13 protein-coding genes are annotated in these 20262 nt (G+C 75.8%); 6 read left to right on the top strand and 7 right to left on the bottom strand.

Annotated elements, in window-relative coordinates; all coding sequences use genetic code 11:
- The first annotated feature begins 392 nt into the window (after nt 1-392).
- Genes ACIGG8_RS34550 through ACIGG8_RS34535 form a run of 4 tightly spaced genes read left to right on the top strand, consistent with a single transcriptional unit; the run spans nt 393 to nt 8015 of the window.
- Nucleotides 393-3287 carry an HAD hydrolase family protein gene (locus tag ACIGG8_RS34550; protein WP_396552584.1) on the top strand — a complete coding sequence of 965 codons (2895 nt, stop codon included), beginning with the start codon at nt 393-395 and terminating at the stop codon, nt 3285-3287.
- Nucleotides 3284-4438 carry a phosphotransferase family protein gene (locus ACIGG8_RS34545; protein WP_396552583.1) on the top strand — a complete coding sequence of 385 codons (1155 nt, stop codon included), beginning with the start codon at nt 3284-3286 and terminating at the stop codon, nt 4436-4438. The genes ACIGG8_RS34550 and ACIGG8_RS34545 overlap by 4 nt, the downstream gene beginning before the upstream one ends.
- Nucleotides 4417-6450, top strand: coding sequence for a glycosyltransferase (locus ACIGG8_RS34540; RefSeq protein WP_396552582.1), 2034 nt, complete (start codon nt 4417-4419; stop codon nt 6448-6450). The genes ACIGG8_RS34545 and ACIGG8_RS34540 overlap by 22 nt, the downstream gene beginning before the upstream one ends.
- Nucleotides 6447-8015 (top strand): family 16 glycosylhydrolase, encoded by a 1569-nt coding sequence (locus tag ACIGG8_RS34535; protein WP_396552581.1) that lies wholly within the window; start codon nt 6447-6449, stop codon nt 8013-8015. Before ACIGG8_RS34540 ends, ACIGG8_RS34535 begins: the two co-directional genes overlap by 4 nt.
- Nucleotides 8016-8102: 87 nt before the next feature.
- Here the strand turns inward: ACIGG8_RS34535 and ACIGG8_RS34530 are convergent, their stop codons facing one another.
- The 7 genes from ACIGG8_RS34530 to ACIGG8_RS34500 form a co-directional block, all read right to left on the bottom strand.
- Nucleotides 8103-8933, bottom strand: coding sequence for a polysaccharide deacetylase family protein (locus ACIGG8_RS34530; RefSeq protein WP_350526253.1), 831 nt, complete (start codon nt 8931-8933; stop codon nt 8103-8105).
- Complete coding sequence (locus tag ACIGG8_RS34525) at nt 8930-10051, bottom strand: glycosyltransferase family 2 protein (RefSeq protein WP_396552580.1); 1122 nt, start codon at nt 10049-10051, stop codon at nt 8930-8932. The genes ACIGG8_RS34530 and ACIGG8_RS34525 overlap by 4 nt, the downstream gene beginning before the upstream one ends.
- Nucleotides 10048-11622 carry a lipopolysaccharide biosynthesis protein gene (locus ACIGG8_RS34520; RefSeq protein WP_396552579.1) on the bottom strand — a complete coding sequence of 525 codons (1575 nt, stop codon included), beginning with the start codon at nt 11620-11622 and terminating at the stop codon, nt 10048-10050. The genes ACIGG8_RS34525 and ACIGG8_RS34520 overlap by 4 nt, the downstream gene beginning before the upstream one ends.
- 7 nt (nt 11623-11629) lie before the next feature.
- On the bottom strand, nt 11630-12946 hold the full coding sequence (locus tag ACIGG8_RS34515) for a glycosyltransferase family 2 protein (protein WP_396552578.1): 1317 nt from the start codon (nt 12944-12946) through the stop codon (nt 11630-11632).
- Nucleotides 12946-14043 carry a glycosyltransferase family 2 protein gene (locus ACIGG8_RS34510; RefSeq protein ID WP_396552577.1) on the bottom strand — a complete coding sequence of 366 codons (1098 nt, stop codon included), beginning with the start codon at nt 14041-14043 and terminating at the stop codon, nt 12946-12948. The genes ACIGG8_RS34515 and ACIGG8_RS34510 overlap by 1 nt, the downstream gene beginning before the upstream one ends.
- A 414-nt stretch (nt 14044-14457) precedes the next feature.
- Complete coding sequence (locus ACIGG8_RS34505; RefSeq protein ID WP_350526258.1) at nt 14458-16569, bottom strand: EAL domain-containing protein; 2112 nt, start codon at nt 16567-16569, stop codon at nt 14458-14460.
- Between the two features lie 163 nt (nt 16570-16732).
- Nucleotides 16733-17539, bottom strand: coding sequence for an SAM-dependent methyltransferase (locus ACIGG8_RS34500; RefSeq protein ID WP_396552576.1), 807 nt, complete (start codon nt 17537-17539; stop codon nt 16733-16735).
- 294 nt (nt 17540-17833) lie between these two features.
- On the opposite strand from ACIGG8_RS34500, the gene ACIGG8_RS34495 reads away from it, so the two are divergent.
- Entirely contained in the window at nt 17834-19615 is a 1782-nt protein-coding gene (locus ACIGG8_RS34495; RefSeq protein ID WP_396552575.1) for a glycoside hydrolase family 15 protein, read from the top strand.
- 88 nt (nt 19616-19703) lie between these two features.
- Entirely contained in the window at nt 19704-20231 is a 528-nt protein-coding gene (locus tag ACIGG8_RS34490; protein ID WP_396552574.1) for an SRPBCC family protein, read from the top strand.
- Nucleotides 20232-20262: the final 31 nt, after the last annotated feature.

Raw genomic sequence — 20262 nt, 5'->3', positions numbered from 1 at the left:
TGGGCCGCGCCGGGCGGCGGCGGGCGGGCACGCAGCGCGGCCGCACGGCCACGGATCCGGGCTGTCGTTCCGGGCCGGGCCGGTGCACCCTGGACGGAACGGGGGGTTCGAGGAGGAGACGCCCGATGCCCGTGCCGGTCCCCGCGGACGCCGCGCCGACGGTCGCCGACGCGGGTCCGGCCCCGTACCCGCGGACGGTCGGCGCGACGACGGCCCGGGGCGGGCACGGCCCGTCCACGGCACGCGCCTCCCGCTGCACCACGCGCCGCCGCGCGCCCCGCGAACGGCTGGAGGAGCAGGCGGGACGCCGGATGCCTAGAGTGGGGAGGCACAGCGGCTGCACGGCTCCGCGGGCGCTGTCCCCTCCTTCGGGAGCTCACGGGAGTCCACCAATGAACGATGCGCAGACCGCAGCGGCCGACGGTGCGCGAGCACCGGTGGACCTGCACCTCGCCGTGCCGGAACTGACCGACCGCCTGCTCGGACGCGCCGCCGGTGGACAGTGGCTGGACGCCTTCCTGCTGAGCGCCGGGCTGGTCCAGGTGGTCGAGGACGTGCTGCAGGGCACCGCGTGGCGGCCCCGCCGGCTGGTGGAGCACCTGGCGAAGGGCGGTCCGCCCGCAGTGGTCGGGGCGGCCCGGGCCGGGCTGCGGACCGCGACCGGGCTGTGGCTGGCCGTGCCGCCGGCCCACCGGTTGCACGCGTGGTGCCGGCGGATGGCTGCGCTGCGTGACCGTCTCGCGCTGCGGGCGCTCCGGGACGGCCCGGTGGCGGACGACCCGGGAACGGCCGGCCCGGCGAGCCCGGCGATGCACCCGGACACGAACGATCCGGACGCCGGCCGGGACGCCGCCCTGTGCGCCGAACTGTGCGTCGAACTGCGGGCCGCCGTGGACGAGTTGGCCCGGTTGTCAGGAGCCCGGCGGCTGTTCTCCGACGCGGTGCAGCGCCCACCGGCCTGCTTCCGCAGCTTCGACCAGCACCCGCAGGACTGCGTCGCGCTGGCCCGGCTGGTCCACGCCCGCCACCCGGACCGTCACCGCCCGGTGCTGGTCCTGGGCGTGCGCACCTCCGGCAGCTACCTCGCCCCGCTGCTCGCGGCCCAGCTGCGCCGGCTCGGCCACCGGGCGGTGACGGTCGGCACCACCCGGCCCGGTGCGGCGCTGCTGCCGGGGCGGCCGGCGGCGGTGCGCGACCTCCGGCGCCGGGGCGCCCTGGTGCTGCTGGTCGACGACCCTCCGGTGACCGGCGGCTCCCTGGCGAATCTCGCCGCGCTGGCCGTCCACGACGGTTTCGGCCCGGCGGCGGTCGTACCGGTGCTCGCCACCCTCGACGACGCGGGCGCCCTGCCGCCCGCCCTGCGCGGCCTGCCGTGCGTGACCCTGCCGGGCCGCGACTGGCACGTCCGGACGCTGCTCTCCCCCCGGGCGCTGGCTTCCCTGCTGCCCGCCCTGCTGCCGCCCGGACGACGGCTGCTGGACCTGTCGGTCGGCCCGCAGGGGCCGCTCTCCCGCCGCGCGCACCTGGCGGTCACCTGCACGGCCCGTACGACCGGCCCGGACGGCGCGGTGGAGAGCCTGCCACTGCTCGCCGAGTGGACCGGCGTCGGCTACTTCGGGGCGTACGCACCGACCGTCGCCGGGGTGCTCAGCGGGCTGGTCCCGCGGCAGCTCGGCTTCGCCGACGGGGTGCTGCTCCGGGCCCTGCCTCCGACCCGGCCGACGGAGGACCCGGCGCAGGAACCGCCGGACGGCCCGCCGACCGGCCGGAGCGTCCCGCCCGCCGAGGTCGCCCGGTACGTGGCCGCCCGCCGGCGCCTGCTGGCCGTCCCCGCCGACCGGAGCCTGCGGCTGGCCGGCCGCGACCCCGTCTGGGAGGCCGCCGCCCGCCAGCTCGCACCCGCCTTCGGGCGCCTGCACACTGTGCTGCGCCCGACCCTGCTCGACCCGCTGACCCGCACCCTGCTGGCCTCCGACCGCCCCTGCGTGACCGACGGCCTGACCGCGCGTCACCGCTGGACCGCCGACGGCGCCGGCGGCTGGTACAAGACCGGCTACGCCGACGGCGCCTTCGGCCACCTCAACCTGGCCAGCTACGACGCCGCCTACGACCTCGCCGGCGCGGCCGAGCGGCCCGACGGGCCGGACCGCCCGCCGGCGGACGGGGACGCCGAACTGCTCGCCGCGTACCGGCGGGCCACCGGCGAGGAGGTCTCCGCCGCCCGGTGGTGCCTGCTGAGGCTCGTCCAGGCCCGGCACGCCGCCGTCCAGGACGGGCTGACCCCCTCCGAACGCACCCGCGCCGACGCCCGGCGGGCCCAGGCCCGGGCGGTGCAGCGCTTCCTCTCCGACGTCTACCTCGCGGACCTGGACGAGGAGCCCCGGGGCCCGTGCTGCGTCCTCGACGTGGACGGCGTCCTGGAGTACGACGTCCTCGGCTTCCCGGTCTCCTCCCCCGCCGGCGCGCTGGCCCTGCGCGCCCTGCGCGCCCACGGCTACCGCACGGTGATCGCCACCGGACGCTCCGCCCCCGAGGTCGCCGACCGCTGCGCCGCCTACCGGCTGGCCGGCGGGGTCGCCGAGTACGGGGCCGTCCTGGTCGACGCGGCGACCGGCGGCACCGAGGTCCTGCTCGACGACGGGCGCCGCCTCGCCGGCGACGGCGGGCTGCCCGAACGCCTGGGCTCGCTGGACCCGCCCGCCGTCACCGATCCGCTCGCCCGCTGGTGCGTGCGGGCCTCGGTCCGCGCGCCGCGGGACGGCCGACGGCACGCCCTGCCACCGGAGACCGTCGCCGCCCTCCTCGACGAGGCGCCGATCGGCGAACTCTTCACGACCGTCCCGGGCCGGGCCCAGACCGACTTCGTCCCGCGCGGCACCGGCAAGCTCGCCGGAGCCCGCGCCCTGCTGACCCGCCTCGGGGCCGACGGACCGCCCGCGCTCGCCGTCGGCGACGGCATCGCCGACGTGGAACTGCTCGGCTGGGCCTCGCTCGCCGCCGCCCCCGCGAACGCGGAACCGCCGGTCCGGGCGGCCGGCGTCCCGGTGACCCGCCACGCCTTCCAGGCCGGGCTCACCGACGCCGTGGGCCGGCTGATCGGCCACCGCCCCGGCGGCTGCCCGCGCTGCCGGGCCCCGCGGCCGAACGCCGACGCCCGCGCGCTGCTGGCCGTCCTGGCCGTCCCGGAAGCCGGCCGGACGGGCGCGCCGCTGCGCCTGGCCCGGCTCGCCGCCCAGGCCGCGCGCACCGCGGCGACCTCACCGACCCACCGGGGCCCGGGCAGATGAGCCGCCACCACGTCCTGCTCCCCCGGTACTCCCCCCGGCTGCCGCACGGCCGACCGGACCGGGACGGCGGCGCCGCGCGGCTGCCGTTCTCCCCCCGGGCGCTGCTGCCGCTGCGCCGCCCACCGCTGGTCTACGGCGCCGCCGACCGACTGAAGGCCCGCCGGATCGCCCGCCGGCTGGGACTGGACGACCCCGGCGCCCTGCGGCCGGTGGCCCCCGGGCTGACCGACGTCCTGGTGCTCTCGCTGCAGGCCCCGGGCCAGGAGCGGCTGGCGGTCAAGCACGCCCGCAACGACCCCGCCGTCACCTCCCTCGACCACGAGTGGCGGGTGCTGCAGGCCCTGGCCGCCGACGACCGGCTCGGCGCCTGGCGCGCCCTCGTCCCCGCCCCCGTCCGCCGTCGGCTGACCGGACCGCTGCCGCTGATCACCGAGAGCTGGCTGCCCGGGACCACCGCCGACCGGCTGCTCCGGGACGGCCTCGGCACGGACACCGCGGTCGCCGAGCACGCGCTCACGGCCATCGCCGGACTGCACCGGGCCACCGGGCGCACCGAGGCCGCCACCGGCCGGCTGGCGGACTGGGTCGACGAGCCGCTGGCCACGATCCGGGCCGGCATCCCCTGGTGCCGCAGCGGGACCGGAGCCGCCGGGCTGGCCGGCGTACGGGCCCGGCTGCGCGCCGGACTGGCCGGTGCCGAGACCACCGTCGCCTGGACCCACGGCGACTTCCACGCCGGCAACGTCCTGCTCGACGAACGCTCCGGCCGGGTCACCGGCGTGATCGACTGGGGCGGCGCCCGGCCCGACGGCCCCTGCGCCATCGACGCGTACACCTTCGTCATCGCCCTGACCTGCCGCCGCGAGGGCCGCCAGCTCGGCACCGCCGTCCGGGAGATGGTGCGCCGCGGCGCCCTGACCGGCCCGGACCTCGCCCTGATCGACGGCACCCGCACCGACCTGGTGGACCTGCGCCGGGACGGCCCGGCCGGGCCGCCGGACGGCGCCGTGCTACCGCTGCTGACCTGGCTCTGGCACATCGTGTCCAACGTGACCAAGTCCCCGCGCTACGCACGCAGCCACTGGTGGGTGACCCGCAACGTGACCCCGCTCCTGGAGGAGGCAGCCACATGGCCGGCGACCCGGCCGTGACGCCGTTGTCGGCGCCGAGGCCGCAACCGCCCACCGGGACGACGCGCGACCGCCCCCGGCGGTCCCTGCGACTGCCCGCGCTGACGGCACGCCTGCTGCTGCCGGTGTCCCTGCTGCTCTGGCTGCTGGCGCTGCGCCACGTCGACCTGGACCGGATGGGCGACCTCGGCCTGTTGCAGGTGCTCCCCGTCCTGTACTGGGTCGCGGCGGGCCTGCTGACCGCGGGCTTCGTGCTCGCCCTGCGGGACCGCAGCCTCCGCCAGTGGTGGCTGGCCGCCTACGTCCTCGCCCTGATCGCGGTCGTCCACGCCACGCCGACCCTGCTCTACGCCAACCTGCGGTACTCCTGGGCCTGGAAGCACGTGGCGGTGATCGACGCGATGCTCCGCCACGGCGGGGCGGTCCCGCACGCCGCCCTGCTCGACCCCTACAACCAGTGGCCCGGCTTCTTCGTCCTCAACGGCCTGCTGCTGAGGGTCACCGGACTGCACTCCGCGCTCGGGTACGCGAGCTGGGGGCCGCCCCTGTTCAACGCGCTGCTGCTCGCCCCGCTACTGCTGCTCTACCGGGCGATCAGCTCGGACCGGACGGTGGTGTGGGGGGCGGTCTGGATCTACTTCTCCTGCTCCTGGGTCGGCCAGGACTACTTCTCCCCGCAGGCGTTCGCCCTGGTGCTGTACGTCACCGTGATCGCCGTCGTGGTGCGCCGGCTGCCCGACCGGAGCGTCCCCCGCGCACCCGGCCGGTCGCCGCCGGGCGGGGCTCCGCCGGGTGGGGCTCCGCCGGGTGGGGCTCCGCCGGGAGGGGCTCCGCCGGGCGGGGCGCACCGCTCCGCCGCTCCCCGGGCGGCGAACGGCGCGGCGGGGGCCGTGACGGCGAGCGGGGCGCGGGCCAGCGGCGCACCGGCCCCGGCGTGGGGGCTGCGGCTCCCGATGGTCCTGGTGCTGGAGGCCGCGATCGTCTGCTCGCACCAGCTCACCCCGCTGATGCTGATCAGCTCGCTGGCCGCGCTGGCGCTGCCGCGCCGCAACCGCCGGGTGGTCCTGCCCCCGCTGCTGGCCGCGGTCGTGATGACGGCGGTGTGGGACGCCACGGTGGCACGCCCGTACCTGGCCGCCAACTTCGGCCAGTTCGTCAAGGCGCTCGCCACGCCGGACTCCAACGTCACCTCCGGGTTCGCCAACCTCGGGACCGCCTCCGCGGACCAGGTGATGGTCGACTGGATCGACCGCGGGCTGACGGCGGCAGTCGTCCTGCTGGCGGTGATCGCGCTCGTCCGCCGTCCCTGGGTCCGGCGCACCCTGCTGCCGTACCTCCTGCTGGCCCCGGTGCCACTGCTGGCGGCCAACAGCTACGGCGGCGAGATGCTCTTCCGCACCTACCTGTTCATGCTGCCCGCCGCGGCGTTCCTGGTGGCCGCCCTCGTGCTGCGGCCGACACCGCGGCCACGGCTGCGCTCGGCCTGCGCGCTGGTCCTGCTGCTGGCCGTGCTGGGCGGGCTCTTCTTCGGCTACGACAGCAAGGAGCGGATGAACCGGTACACCACCGCGGAGGTCACCGCGACGCAGCAGCTGTTCGCGGCGGCGCCGCCGTACTCGGTGGTGGTGTCCGTCACCGGGAGCGTGCCCGGGATCTACGACCACTACGAGGACCACCCCCAGGTGCGGCTGGCCGAGACCAGCGAGCCGACCCGGAAGCTGTTGACGCAGGACCCGCTCGGCGGGCTGGAGGCGGCGGTCGGGTTCACCCACCCGGGCGTGCCCGCGTACCTGATCCTGAGCCGGGCCCAGGCCGCCGAGACCTCGGTGACCGGCGTGCTGCCGGCCGACACGGTGGACAAGCTCTCCGAGGTGGTCGCCCGCACCCCCGGCTTCGAGCTCGTCTACAGCAACGACGACGCCGTGGTCTACCGCTTCGTCCCCAACCCGCTGCCCGGCCAGGTGCCCGAGGCCGCCCCGCCGGCCGCCCTGGCGCCGTTGCAGCCCTTCCTCCGGCAGGGAGGCGGCCCGTGAACAACGATCCGTCCGTGAACGGCGGCCCGTCGGTGCGCGGCGAGGCCTCCGTGGACTCCACGGGTTCCACCGGTTCCACGGGTTCCACGGACTCCGTGGACTCCGCGAAGGACGACCCCTCGGTGGACGACGGCCCGTTCCCGGACGGCGCTCCGGCCGGGGACGGCGGCCCGTCCGCGAACGACGTCCGGCTCGGCTGGGCGCTGGCCGCCTCCGGCTGGCTGACCCTCGCCGTCTACACGCTGGCCGACGCGAACCCCGTCCGGGTGGCCGTGTCCGGCGTGTTCCTGCTCTGCTGCCCGGGCCTGGCGGCGGTGCGCTCGGCCCGGCCACGGCTGGCCGCCGCCGGCGCGCCGATGGGGCGGCTGGAGTCCTGGGTGATGGTGGTGGCCCTCAGCCTGGCCATCGACACCCTGATCATCGTGGCCTTCTACCTGACCGGCGGCTTCATCAGCGGCTGGGCGCTGGCCGCCGTGGCCGGTGCCACCACCCTGCTGGCGCTGCCGCAGTGCTTCCCCCGCCGACGGACCCCGGGCGGCCCACCACAGGCCGGACGGCGGGGCGGTGGCCGGACGGGCGGACGCCACCGGGACAGCAGCCGGGACGGCCACCAGGGCGACCACCAGGACGGCCGCGGGAACGAGCACCGGGCGCACGACCGCGACCGCGGGCGCGGTGAGCGGCGCCGACGGCGGGCCGTGGCGGCCGGGGCCGGAACGGCGGGGCTGCTGCTGGTCGCCGCCTGCGCGGGCGGCGGCGCCTCCTCCTCGCCGTCCGCCGCCGGGGACTCCGGCGGGGCCGCGGGCGGGACGAGTGCCCCCGGCCGGGCCCCGGCCGACCCGGCGGCCCCCGGCTCCTGGCACCTGGCCTTCCAGGACGGGTTCGACGGCGACCGGCTCAACCGCTCGAACTGGACCACCTGCTACGACTGGAACCAGGACGGCTGCACCAACGCCGGCAACCACGAGCTGGAGTGGTACCGCCCGCAGCAGGTGACGGTGGGCGGCGGCGACCTGACCCTGACCGCGAACCGGTCGGCCACCGAGGGCAGCGACGGCACGACCTACCCGTGGACCTCCGGCATGGTCTCCACCGGCCGGGACTCCTGGAACGCGCAGCCGCGCCACACCTTCACCTACGGGTTCTTCGCGGCCGCGGTGCGCATCCCGCCCGAGGCCGGCATGTTCCCCGCGTTCTGGCTCCTGCCCGAGTCCCGCACCACGCCGCCGGAGCTCGACGTCGCCGAGTTCATCTCCACCACCCAGTACGTCCAGATGACCGTGCACTACACCGGTCCGAACGGCGAGGACAAGGACCAGTGGGAGCGCTACGGCCCGCAGGACTTCCCGGCCGGCTACCACGTGTTCGCGGTCGACTGGGAGAGCGACTCCCTCACCTGGTACGTCGACGGCGTGCAGCGCTACCAGGTGACGGACCCGGAGAAGATCCCGCACACGGCGATGGAGGTGCTGCTCAACCTGGCGGTCGGGTACCCGAGTTCACCGCCGCAGAGCGTCGACACGGCCCGCATGACGGTGGACTGGGTGCGGGTCTGGCAGCACTGACCCCGGCAGTCCCCGCTCAGGGCCCGGCTCGGGGCGCGGCTCAGGGCGCGGCTCAGGGCGCGGCTCGGGCACGGTTCTCGGCGCGGCTCAGGGCGCGGCCGGTGACGACCCCGGCGGCCCGCCGACCGGGCTGCCGAGGCCGGACCGCAGCCTCCGGTAGGCGCGCCAACCCTTGGTGCGCAGGCGTTCGGGGAACGGGGAGACGGGTGCGCCGGTGCCCTCGACCCACTGGCCGAACAGCTGTCGCGGGGTGTCCCGGCGCACCATCAGCCGGGCGATCCGCAGCGGCTCGTCGGCCGTGGAGCTGAAGGCGTCGGCGACGGCGCAGGCGCTGGTCCAGCCGGCTTCCTGGACGCAGCGGCGCACGGCCGGGCTGGAGTAGCCGTGCGGGTAGGCGAAGGAGTCGACGGAGTGGCCCAGCAGGTCCTCCAGCCGGCCCTTGCAGCCGCTCACCTCGTCGTTCAGCCGTCGCCGGGAGAGGGTGTCGAGCTGGGGGTGGGTGCGGGAGTGTCCGCCGATCTCGACGCCGAGCGCGTCGAGGTTGAGGAGCTGGCGCCAGCTGAGCATCTCGGCGGGCGGCAGCAGACTGCCCTCGGCGGGGTGGCCCGGGGTGTGCAGTGCACCGGTCGTGACGAACACGGTGGCGGGCAGGTCGCGTTCGGCGAGGAGGGGGGCGACGGTCCAGTAGAAGTCGGCGAAGCCGTCGTCGAAGGTGAGCACCGCGCAGTGGTCGGGCATGGGCGGACCGCCCCGCAGGGCGGTGACCAGTCGGTGGAGCGGGACCACCAGCCGGCCGGCGTCGGCGAGCCGGTCGAGCTGTTCGCCGAACACCCGTGGTGTGACGGCGAACGGGGCGATCCACTCGGGCGGGTCGTCGGAGACCGAGTGGTAGAGGAGCACCGGAACGACCGGTGTCACCGCACACCTCCCGGCCGGCCCCGTGCGGCGGGGGCGGCGGACGTGGCGGGCACGGCAGGCCCGGAGGAGGCGGCGGGCCCGGCGGAGACGCCGTCCGGCTCGGCGGACGGCTCGGCGGACGGCTCGGCGGACGACTCGGCGGACGACTCGGCGGACGGCTCGGCGGAGGGCACGGCGGACGGCTCCCACACGGCCCGGGGCGCGACGAACGCCCGCGCGCGGCCGAGCGCGTACCCGGCCACGGTGAGCGCCACTCCGGCGGCCAGCGCCCCCGCGCGCCGCGGCCCGCCGCCACCGGGGCGCAGACAGCCGCCGAACGCCCGCGGGACGGTCGAGCGCAGGTAGCGCCGTTCGCTGGAGAGCGCGGCGTCGGCCCCGCGGTGGCGCGCCACGGCGGCCTTGGACCAGCCCTCGGCGAAGCAGCGGGAGCGGAAGTAGGAGAAGCCGGCCCGGCCGGGCGGCACGTGGTGGTGGACGACGGCGGCCGGCTCGTGGAGCAGCAGCGCCCCGGGGTGGCGCTCGGCGACGCGGAGGCAGAACTCGGTCTCCTCGCAGCCGAGCGGCCGGGTGCCGACGCGGCCGAGGTCGGTGCGGAAGCCTCCGACGGCGAGCACCTCGGCGCGGCGGAAGGACATGTTCGCGCCGATGAAGTTCCGTACGGCGCTGCGGTGGACGGGCAGCCCGCGGTACGAGCAGCCGACCACCCAGTCGAACTCGGGCGGGAACCAGTCCGGCCGGCCGCCGTCCTCCCAGCGGGCGACCACCAGTCCGCCGACGCCGTACACCTCCGGGTCCCGGTAGGGCGCGAGGAGGCGGACCGTCCAGTCTGGCTCGGCGGCCGCGTCGTCGTCGAGGAAGGCGACCACCTCGTGACGGGCGGCACCCACTCCGGTGTTGCGGGCGCCGGACAGGCCCTGCCGCTCCCGGTTGGCGAGGACGCGCACGCCGTCGAACGCCGACTCGGCCCGGCGGCCGAGGGCCGGGCAGTGGTCGACGACCAGCAGGATCTCCTCGGGCGGTTGCCGCTGGGCGTGCAGGGAGCCGATCGCCTCGCACAGGTCGTCCCAGCGGTCGAGCGTGTAGGCGCAGACGATGACGGAAAGGCCCGGGGTGTTCACGGCCGCCTCCGTTCGGTTGTCGGGTCCGCGGTCGGCGGGAGCCCGGTCGTCCGGACCGTGGTCGTCGGAACCGCGGCTGTCGAGCGCCCGGCCGTCGAGCGCTCGGTTGTGCGAACTCCGTCCGCCGGAGCCGCGGTTGTCGGGGTCTCAGCCGCCGTGGTGGCGCCGGCCGGGAGCCACCGCGGCAGGGTGCACAGCAGCGGGACGGCGAGGACGGTGGCGGCGATCAGCCAGGCCAGGCCGACCCCGACGAGGCCGAACGGCGGCAGCAGCCAGACCGTCAGGCCGAGGACGAGGACGCAGTAGACCCCCTGCAGGGCGACGATCGGGACCAGCCGTCGGCGGGCCCTGGCGGCGTCGACCGCGATGCTGAGCACCAGGTGCGGCAGGGCGGACAGGGCCAGCAGGCGCAAGAGGGCGGTGCCGTGCTCGGCGTACTCGGCCCCGAACAGGGACAGCACCCACGGCGCGGCCACCACCGTGACCAGCACCCCGGCCGCCACCAGGACACCGGCGTGCCGCAGCACGCGGCGGCCGTGCTCACCGAGCCGGCCGGGAGCCCCGGCGGCCTCGACGATGAGCGAACTGCCCAGGTTGAGGGCGACGAGGTAGAACGTGTACGCGATCACCCAGGCGAGCGAGTAGTAGGCGATCTGATCCGGCCCGAGGGTGTCCAGCACGACCAGCGGGACGACGGTCGCGGCGGTCAGCCGCAGCAGGGCGCCCAGGTAGTCCGCGGTCGCGTAGCGGGCCAGCCGCGGGGCCGCCGTCGCGCTGTCCCGGCCGGCCGCGCCGTCGGCGGCGCGGGCGGCGGTCCGGTCGGAGGCGGAGGCCCGGGCGGGCAGGATCCGGCGGAAGAGCAGGACGTTGGCGGTGAGCAGGGCGGCCAGCAGGGCACCGGCCCAGGACACCAGGATCCCGGCCCGCAGCGCCCAGCCCGCCAGGACGGCCAGCAGCACGATCTTGACCACGGCGAACAGGGCGTTCTCGCCGAGCACCCAGCCCGGGCGGCGCAGACCGGTCAGCGCGCCGTCCTGGAGGGCGAAGAGCGTGTAGCCCGCGGTCATGGCCAGGAAGGAGACGGCGACGGGCGGGCTGCGCAGGAAGTCGAGGTCCGGTGCGATCGCCGGGACGAGGACGAGGAAGAGGCCACCGACCAGCAGGGCGGCGGCCGTGGCGATCAGGTAGCAGCGGATCAGCAGGCTCCGCGCGCCCCGGCCGACGGCGGGCAGGAACCGGATCAGGACGTCGGCGAGGTCGAGCTGGCCGATCTCGGAGATCAGCACCACCGCCGTGAGCACCGCGTAGCTGAGGCCGACGAACTCCGAGCCGTACCAGCGGGTGGCGAGCATCCAGAAGACCGCGCCGAAGGCGGCGGTGAGGAGCGAACTGGCCGTCAGCACGTGCCCGTTGCGCAGCAGCGGTTCACCCGCCGTCAGGGCGCGCACCCGGGCCCGCAGCAGGCCGGCGTACGAGCACTCGCAGGGCAGCGGCAGCGGGCAGGAGCAGGCGGCCCGGCCCCGAGTGGGGACGGCGGCGGGCACGGCGGCGGGCACGGCGCGCGTGGACACGGCGGGTTCACCCCGCCGTCCGGACCGAGGCCCGGTGCCGGCGCAGGCTGCGCGCGTAGCCGAGCGGTCCGTAGACCAGGCCCTGGAGTTCGAGCCGGGCCAGGCGCCTGCCGGGCCGGCGGTCCACCGCGCCCGGGTCCGGCCGGGTGCGTGCGCGGCGGACCGCGTACCGGAGGCCGCTGGGGAGGCGGCGCAACAGGGCGGGCAGCATGGCGGGTTCGTGGTGCAGGGCGGCCGCGAGGTAGGCGCCGAAGCCGGCGCCGTAGCCGAAGGCCTGGGCGGGGACGGCGTCCATGGTCCGCCGGTGGCGGTGCCAGACGATGGCGTCCGGCGCGTAGGCGATGGCGTGGCCGGCGACCAGGATGCGGAAGAACGAGAGCAGGTCGTCGCCGCCGCGGGCCGGGGTGCCGGTGCCGGTGGCGGGGTCGAAGCCACCGAGGGCGCGCAGCCGGGCGGTGCGGAAGGCCATGTTGGCGCCGGAGCCGAAGCGGCCCGCCGCGAACGGGAAGAGCGGGTCGGCGGGCCCGTCGGCGAGGGTCCAGGTGCGGGCGGCGAAGCCCTTGGCGAAGCCGCCGTGGCACTCCAGGGCGGCCTGGGCGGGGGTGTCGAGTTCGGCGGGCAGGATCAGGCCGGTGACGCAGCCGATCCGCCGGTCCTCGGCGAAGGTCTGGGCGAGGGCGGCGATCCAGCCGGGGTCGACGAGGGTGTCGTCGTCGGTGAAGGCGGCGATCTCGCCGCGGGCGGCGGCGAGCCCGGTGTTGTGGGCCCGGGCCAGGCCCGCCACCGGCTCGCGCAGGTAGCGGACCCGGCCCCGGTACCGGTCGCGGATCAGTCGTTCGGCGGTGTCGTCGGCGGGGGCGTTGTCCACGACGATGACCTCGAACCGCGGATAGCCGTTCCGCAGCAGGGAGTCGAGGCACGATCGCAGGAGGTCCGCCCGGTTGTGAGTCGCGACGATCACGCTGACCGTGACCGGGTCCGCGGGCACCCGGGCGCGGCCTACCCGACCAGGGCGCGCCGCGGGTGTCGCGGTGGACAGGGAGGGAACTCGCAGTTCCCGGTGAGCGGCGTCGACCAGCGCCCGGCGCAGCGCGGCGCTGTGGCCTGCTGCCCCGGTGGCTGTGACCAGACCGAGCGGGTGTCCGTGCAGCCGCACCAACGCCAACACGCGTCCGTCCGGGGCGGCGGCACCGAGACCTCCGGGCGAGCGCAGCCCGCTCGGTTCGTCCAGGTCAAGGTCGACGACACGGACGGGGGTGTGGAGCGAGTCACGAGCGGCGGGGCGCGGGCAGGCGGCTCCGGCGCGCCGGTCGGTGCCATTCATCAGCGCTCCCCCGCGGGGGCGTCCGCCGAGGACCGGGCACCGGGGCGCTCGGCGATCAGGGTCCTCAGCACCCGGCGGCCGTCGGAGACGGCGTGCAGGTGTGAGCGACCGCTGCGGCGGGGGAGTTCCAGGCTCGGCACTTCGGCGATCCGCAGCCCGGAGCGCAGCGCGTGCGCGACCATCTCGGCCTCGATCTCGAAGCCGGTGGACCGCAGGTCGAGCGCGTCCAGGAAGGAACGGCGGAAGGCGCAGTAGCCGTAGCACAGGTCGGTGAGGCGCGTGTCGTAGAGCCGGTTCACGACGGCGAGCAGGGCGCGGTTGCCGAGCGAGCGGACCCGGGTGAAGTCGAGCGAGCCGCCGCCGGCGATGCAGCGCGAGCCCTTGACGAAGTCGAACCCGTTGTCCAGGAAGTGCAGGAAGTGCGGGATCTCGCCGGGCCACATGGAGCCGTCGGCGTCCATCATGACGATGTACTCGCCGCCGGCGGCGGCGAACCCGGTGCGCAGCGCGTCGCCCTTGCCGCGGCCGCGCTGCTGCACGCTGCGCACCGTCGGCAGGCAGTACCGGGCCATCGGGACGGTGGCGTCGCTGGACGCGCCGTCGACCAGGATGACCTCGTCCACGCAGCGGGGGATCTGTTCGAACACCCAGGGGATGTTGCGGGCCTCGTTGTGGGCCGGGATCACCAGGCTGACCGTGTGGGTGGGGACGACGCCGTCGCCGGAGCGGCGCATCGGCCGGTCGGTTCGGCGGCGTCCGCCGCGGTCCTCGGCGCGCCGGTTCGGGTGGTCCGGCACGGCCCGGTCGGAGGCCGAGGGGGCCGAGGGGGCGGCGGGTGCCGAGGGGGTGGTGGCGGGGGTCGTCGGGGCGGTCAGGGCCGTCGGGGCGACCGGAGCGGCTGGAGCAGCCGGTGGGGTGAGGAGCGCCGCGGAGGGGGCGGCCTCGGGTGAGTGGCCGGGCGAACCGTCGGCGGATGCGTCCGCCGCGGCGGTGGGCGACCCGTCGGACGCGGCGTCGGGCGCTCGGCGGCCCGGTCCGGCCTGCGCCGGCGAGGAGCCGGAACTCCGGGCACGGCGGGAGTCTGCGTCGGGGGGCATGGTGATGCTCATGGAGCGGCCTCTCGGGGGGAGGCGGTGGGCGGGCGCCGGCGAGGCGCGGGCCTGGATTATGGCGAACGGGCGACCACGCGGGCGGATACGCGCGGGTCGAGCCCTGCGGGGAAGCCCGGGGAAGGGCCCCGGAGCTGCCGATACGATGCGGAGAGCACTGGGGCGGCCGAAGGGGGTGCGCACCGCCGTCGCGCTCCCGGCGCCCGGAGGCGCCGATCGTACGAACTGGCCTATGTCCTCCCACCCCTGCGGGTGGGGGCCAGACCCCATCCTCGTCCAGTACGGACAGTCACGTCAAGGGTGTTTTGCCCGCTTTTACAGCAACTTTTGGTGACGTTCAGTGATAACCGGCTGAACCGGGCCTGCCCGGGAACCCCGCCCCGACCCCGCCCCGCGAACGGCTCAGCTCTCGACGGGGCGACCCTTCGGCTCCTCCACGATCCGGCGGGCGATCTCGGACGGCCGCACCGGGCGGCCGAAGTGCCAGCCCTGCGCCCAGTCGCAGCCCATGGTCCGCAGCCGTTCGGCGTCCTTGGCGGTCTCCACGCCCTCGGCGGTGACGTTCAGCCCGAGCGCGTGCGCCATCGACACCAGGCCGCTGACGATCCGCCACCCGGTGGACTCGTCCTTCCCCGGTTCGTGCAGGTCACCGACGAAGGACCCGGCGATCTTCAGCCCGGAGACCGGAAGGTCGCGCAGGTAGGCGAGGTTGGACCAGCCGGTGCCGAAGTCGTCCACGGCCAGCGACACCCCGAGGTCGACCAGACCGTGCAGACTGCGCAGCGCCTCGTCCTCGGGCCCGACCACCGTCGACTCGGTGATCTCCAACTGCAGCCGGGCCGGGTCGAGTCCGGTGCCGTCCAGGATCCGGGCGAGGTCGTTGACCAGTGCGGCGTTGCGGGCCTGACGGACCGCCAGGTTGACGTTGAGCTGCGGCGCGTCGTCACCGAACCGCTTGATCCAGTCCGCGGCCTGACCGCACGCCTGCTCCAGCACCCAGCGGCCGAGCGGCATGATCAGGCCGGTCTCCTCGGCGGTGGTGACGAACTCGTCCGGGCCGAGCACGCCCAGCTGCGGGTGACGCCAGCGCACCAGCGCCTCCACGGCAGCCAGTCGGCCGTCCGCCAGCCGGTAGAGCGGCTGGTAGTCGATGAAGAACTCGCCGCGGTCGAGGGCCGCGGGCATCCGCACCGACACCGCGTAGCGGCTGACCGCGCGGGCGTTCTCCTTGGGGTCGAACAGCGTCCAGCGGCCGCGGCCGGCCTCCTTGGCGCGGTACAGCGTGAGGTCGGCGGCCCGGACGGCGGCGCCCGGGGTGGTGGTGGACACCCGCCGCTCCAGCACGCCGACGCTGGCGCCCACGGCGAGCTTGTGGTCGCCGATCAGCACCGGGCCGGCCAGCGCCGCCAGGACGGTTTTCGCCGCGGCCACCGCCTCCTTCTCTCCCCGGCACTTCTCCAGCAGGACGACGAACTCGTCGCCGCCGAGCCGGGCCACCAGGTGCCCCAGAGGGGTGAGGGCGGCCTTCAGCCGGGCGGCGACGGCGGACAGCAGCTGGTCGCCCATGTCGTGGCCGAGACTGTCGTTGACCACCTTGAAGCCGTCGAGGTCGACGTAGCAGAGGCCGAAGCGGGCGCCCGGCTCCGGGTCCTCGAACAGCTTCTCCAGCCGCTCGAAGAAGGCCGCCCGGTTGGGCAGGCCGGTCAGCGGGTCATGGGTGGCCTGGTGGCGCAGCCGCTCCTGGAGCCGGTAACGGTCGGTGACGTCCTCCAGCATCGCCACCTGGTACTGCGGGGTGCCGTCGTCGTCGCGGATCAGCGAGACGGTCAGGTGGGTCCAGACCACCTCGCCGTCCTGGCGGTAGTACGGCTTGTCGAACTGGAAGTACTCGCGCTTGCCGCTGATCAGCTCCTCGTACGCCTCCCAGACGCCCGGCGTGTCCTCGGGGTGCACCAGGTCGCCGACCCGGCGGCCGACCATGTCCGCGGGCCCCGCGCCGAACAGCTCCTGCAGGGCCCTGTTGACGGCCAGGATGTTGCCGTCGGTGTCGCCGATGCCGATGCCGATCGCGGCGCTCTCGAACAGCGCGCGGAACCGGGCCTCGGAGGCGCGCAGCGCCCGCTCGGCCTCCTTGCGGGCGGCGTCCGCGGCGGTGCGGATCGCCTCCTGCTCGCGCAGCGTGCGCTCCCGCAGGGCGGCGGCCCAGCCGGAGGCGAACGCGCCGGTCAGGGCGGGGCCGCGGTCGTCGGTGAGCGACTGGGCCTGGAGCAGCTCGACCGCCCGGGCCAGCAGCACCGGGTCGGTGAAGTGCGCGTCGACCAGCTCGGCGCCGGCCTGCGCGGCCAGCTGCGGCTCGAACGGCGCTTCCTCCTGGGCGCGGTGCAGCAGGGCGGCGGTGCGGGCCACCAGGCGGTTGAGCAGGCCGGGGTGGACGACGATGCCGTGGTCGGCGGAGAGCAGCCGGGACCACTCCTCGTGGAACCGCTCGGCACTGCCGACGGGGGTCCCGGTCATGTCCGTGCCCCTGTCGGTCCGGCGGACCTCGTGGGCCCCGCGTGCGGCGGGCGGGGCCCGGCTCCGGTCCCGGCTCCGATCCTGCCTCCGGTCGCCGCGCAGCACCGTACGGCCGCCGCCCGGTGCGCCGCCCGGCCGTCGGTCTCCCGCTCGCTGCCTCCGCTCAAGGGCGGAACCCCACGCCCGCCACCCCGGTCATCCGCTCGGGGTGCTCGCCGACCGACTCCGGCTGGTCCGGGTGCCACTGCGGCAGGTAGACCACGCCCGGTTCGACCAGCTCGAAGCCGTCGAACATCGAGGTGATCTGCTCGCGGGTGCGCATGGTCAGCGGGGTCGGCGTCATCCGGTAGAGCTTCTGGTGGTCCTCCGCCTGGTCCGGGCGGCCCTCCAACGAGGCGTGCGAGAGGACCAGGGCGCTGCCGGGCGGCAGCACGTCGCGGATCGCGCCGATCAGCTTCCACGGGTCCTCGGCGTCGCTGACGAAGTGCGCCACGGCCACCAGCAGCACGCCCACCGGCTCGCCCTCGGCCAGCAGCCCGGCCACCTCGGGGCGGGCCAGCAGATCGTCGACGTCACGCAGGTCGGCCTGGACGACGGCGCAGGCCCCGTCCCCCTCCAGCAGCAGGCGGCTGTGCGCGACGGCGACCGGGTCGCGGTCGACGTAGACGACCTTCGCCTCGGGGCGGATCGCGCGGGCGATCTCGTGCACCGCGCCGAAGGTCGGGATGCCGGAGCCGATGTCCAGGAAGCGGGTGATGCCCTGCTCCGCGAGGAAGGTCACCGCGCGGCGCAGGAAGGCGCGGTTGGAGCGCATGATCTGCGGCAGCTCCGGCCACAGGGCCATCGCCTTGCGGGCCATCTCCCGGTCGACCTCGAAGTTGTGCGAGCCCCCGAGGTAGTAGTCGTAGACCCGCGCGGCGTTCGGTTTGTCCAGGTCCGTACCCTCCGGTACCCAGCTCGGTCGCCGCATGCCTGTGACTCCTTCACTCCGGTCAACGGGGAGGCAGTGCCGCGAGGGCACTCCTGTGACAGCTGAGACTACAAGCACAGAAGATCCTCCTCCGCACCCCGAACGGGTGCAAGCGGAGTGCCGGGCTCCTGGCGGCCGACGGACCGTACGGCCGGTGCGGGCGGGCCGCAGGGCGTGCCGGGGCGTGGCGCCCGGCGGTGCACCGGCCGGGCGTGTCGCGTCGGCGTGGCGTCTCGGGCAGGCCGGGGCGCTCCTGCCGCGCCGCGGGCGCGGGCGCGTCCCACAATGAGCTTGATGACCTTAGCCATCGAGGACTACGCCCTCATCGGCGACCTGCAGACCGCCGCCCTGGTGGGCCGGGACGGATCGGTCGACTGGCTGTGCCTGCCCCGCTTCGACTCCCCCAGCTGCTTCGCCGGGCTGCTCGGCGACCAGCGCCAAGGCGCCTGGCGGCTGGCCCCGGCCGGCGCCGCCGAGTGCCACGCCCGCCGCTACCGGGGCGACAGTCTGGTGCTGGAGAGCGAGTGGCAGGCCCCCGACGGGCGGGTGCGGATCACGGACTTCATGCCCCAGCGCGGCCAGGGCCGGCAACGCGACCCCCAGCTGATCCGGATCGTCGAGGGCCTGGACGGCACCGTCCCGATGCGCGGCACCCTGCGGCTGCGCTTCAACTACGGGCGGATCGACCCGTGGGTCCGGCGCACCGAGCACCACCGGGTCGCCGTCGCCGGGCCGGACTCCGCCTGGCTCCGGGTGCCCGCGGGCGTCCACACCTACGGGCTGGACGGCGTCACCGTCTCGGAGTTCACCGTCACCGCCGGGCTCCGCGTGCCCTTCGTCCTCACCTGGCAGCCCTCGCACCTGGCCTCCGCCCCGCGCACCGACCCCGAGCAGGCGCTGCTCGCCACCCTCGACCGCTGGCAGCACTGGGCGTCCGGCTGCCGGTACCAGGGCGAATGGCGGCCGGCCGTACTGCGCTCGCTGCTCACCCTCAAAGCCCTCGCCTACGCCCCCACCGGCGGGATCGTAGCGGCCGCCACCTCCTCCCTGCCGGAGCGGATCGGCGGCCTGCGCAACTGGGACTACCGGTTCTGCTGGCTGCGCGACTCGTCGATGACGCTCTCCGCCCTGCTGCGCGGCGGGTTCCGGGAGGAGGCCGCCGCCTGGCGCCGCTGGCTGCTGCGGGCCATCGCCGGCGGCCCTCGGCACGTCCAGGCCGTGTACGGGGTCGCCGGGGAACGGGTGCTCGGCGAGACCACCGCCGACTGGCTGCCCGGGTACGAGGGTTCACGGCCGGTCCGGTTCGGCAACGCCGCCGTCGACCAGCTCCAACTCGACGTCTACGGCGAGGTGGTGGACACCCTCCACCTCGCCCTGCTGGCAGGGCTGCCGATGGAGCGGCACGTCTGGACACTGCTGCGCTCGCTGATGGACCACCTCGAACGGCACTGGCGCGAGCCGGACGAAGGGCTGTGGGAGGTGCGCGGCGGGCGGCGGCACTTCGTCCACTCCAAAGTGATGTGCTGGGTGGCCGCCGACCGCGCCGTCCGGCTCGCCGAGGCCACCGGGCTGCCCGCGCCGGTCGACCGCTGGCGGGCGCTGCGCGACACCGTCCACGCCGACGTCTGCGCGAACGGCTACGACCGTCGGCTCGGCGTGTTCGTCCAGCACTACGGCGGACGCGGGCTGGACGCGGCCACCCTGTTCGTCGTCAAGAGCGGCTTCCTGCCGCCGGACGACCCCCGGGTGGTGCGCACCGTGGACGCCGTCCGGGACGGGCTCGACCACGGCGGACTGGTGCGCCGCTACCGCGCCGGGCCGCACGGCGACGGGCTGCCGGGCGGCGAAGGCGCCTTCCTGGCCTGCTCGTTCTGGCTCGCCGACGCGCTCGCCGCGACCGGGCGCACGGACGAGGCGCGGACGCTGTTCGCGCGGGTGGTCGGGCTCGCCAACGACGTCGGGCTGCTCTCCGAGGAGTGGGACCCGTACGCCGGGCGTCAACTCGGCAACACGCCACAGGCGTTCAGCCATGTGGCGCTGGTCAACACCGCGTTCGCGCTGGCCGAGCCGCGGTAGCGGCGGGGACGGGACGGGGCGGGACGGGGCGGGGCGGACACGTCCCGGGTCGGGTCGGGGCGAGGTGGCGCGGGGCTAGGGTGGCCTCGTGGATCCCAACCACTACCGGTTCCGGGGCGTGTGGCGATTCGCGGCGCCGACGCCTGCGGTGTTCGCCGCGCTGGAGGACGTACGGAGCTACCCGCTGTGGTGGCCGGAAGTCCGGGAGGCCAGGCCGACCGGGGAGGACTCCGGGGAGGTGGTGGTGCGCGCCCTGCTGCCGTACAGGCTGGTGATCGGCCTGGAGAGGCGACGGCGCGACCCGGCCGCCGGAGTCCTGGAGGCGGAGATGCGGGGCGACCTCGTCGGGTGGCTGCGCTTCACGGTGCGGGCGGAAGGCGCGGGCGGGAGCGGCGGCGTTGGCGGGGCCGGCAGTCGGGTGCTGTGCGAGCAGGACACCCGGCCCCGGAAGGCGCTGCTGCGCCGGCTCGCCCTGCCACTGCACCCGGTGTTCCGGGCCAACCACGCGGTGATGATGCGCCGGGGGCGGCGCGGTCTGGCGGCGTACCTGGCGAGCGGGCCGGAAGGCGGGGCACGGCGAACGGGCGACAGCGGACGACTTTCAGCGGACGGATGACAGCTGACAGATTTCGAAATCTGTTATCTGC

The sequence above is a fragment of the Kitasatospora sp. NPDC085464 genome, from assembly GCF_044541955.1.
Classification (GTDB): domain Bacteria; phylum Actinomycetota; class Actinomycetes; order Streptomycetales; family Streptomycetaceae; genus Kitasatospora.
Note: the sequence above shows the minus strand (reverse complement) of the source record. Positions and strands in the feature narration are given on the sequence as shown.

What these genes read in the sequence shown, in the direction of transcription:
- ACIGG8_RS34550 (WP_396552584.1), top strand. Translation starts at nt 393, where the DNA reads ATGAACGATGCGCAGACCGCAGCGGCCGACGGTGCGCGAGCACCGGTG.
- ACIGG8_RS34545 (WP_396552583.1), top strand. Translation starts at nt 3,284, where the DNA reads ATGAGCCGCCACCACGTCCTGCTCCCCCGGTACTCCCCCCGGCTGCCG.
- ACIGG8_RS34540 (WP_396552582.1), top strand. Translation starts at nt 4,417, where the DNA reads ATGGCCGGCGACCCGGCCGTGACGCCGTTGTCGGCGCCGAGGCCGCAA.
- ACIGG8_RS34515 (WP_396552578.1), bottom strand. Translation starts at nt 12,946, where the DNA reads ATGAATGGCACCGACCGGCGCGCCGGAGCCGCCTGCCCGCGCCCCGCC.
- ACIGG8_RS34510 (WP_396552577.1), bottom strand. Translation starts at nt 14,043, where the DNA reads ATGCCCCCCGACGCAGACTCCCGCCGTGCCCGGAGTTCCGGCTCCTCG.
- ACIGG8_RS34505 (WP_350526258.1), bottom strand. Translation starts at nt 16,569, where the DNA reads ATGACCGGGACCCCCGTCGGCAGTGCCGAGCGGTTCCACGAGGAGTGG.
- ACIGG8_RS34500 (WP_396552576.1), bottom strand. Translation starts at nt 17,539, where the DNA reads ATGCGGCGACCGAGCTGGGTACCGGAGGGTACGGACCTGGACAAACCG.
- ACIGG8_RS34495 (WP_396552575.1), top strand. Translation starts at nt 17,834, where the DNA reads ATGACCTTAGCCATCGAGGACTACGCCCTCATCGGCGACCTGCAGACC.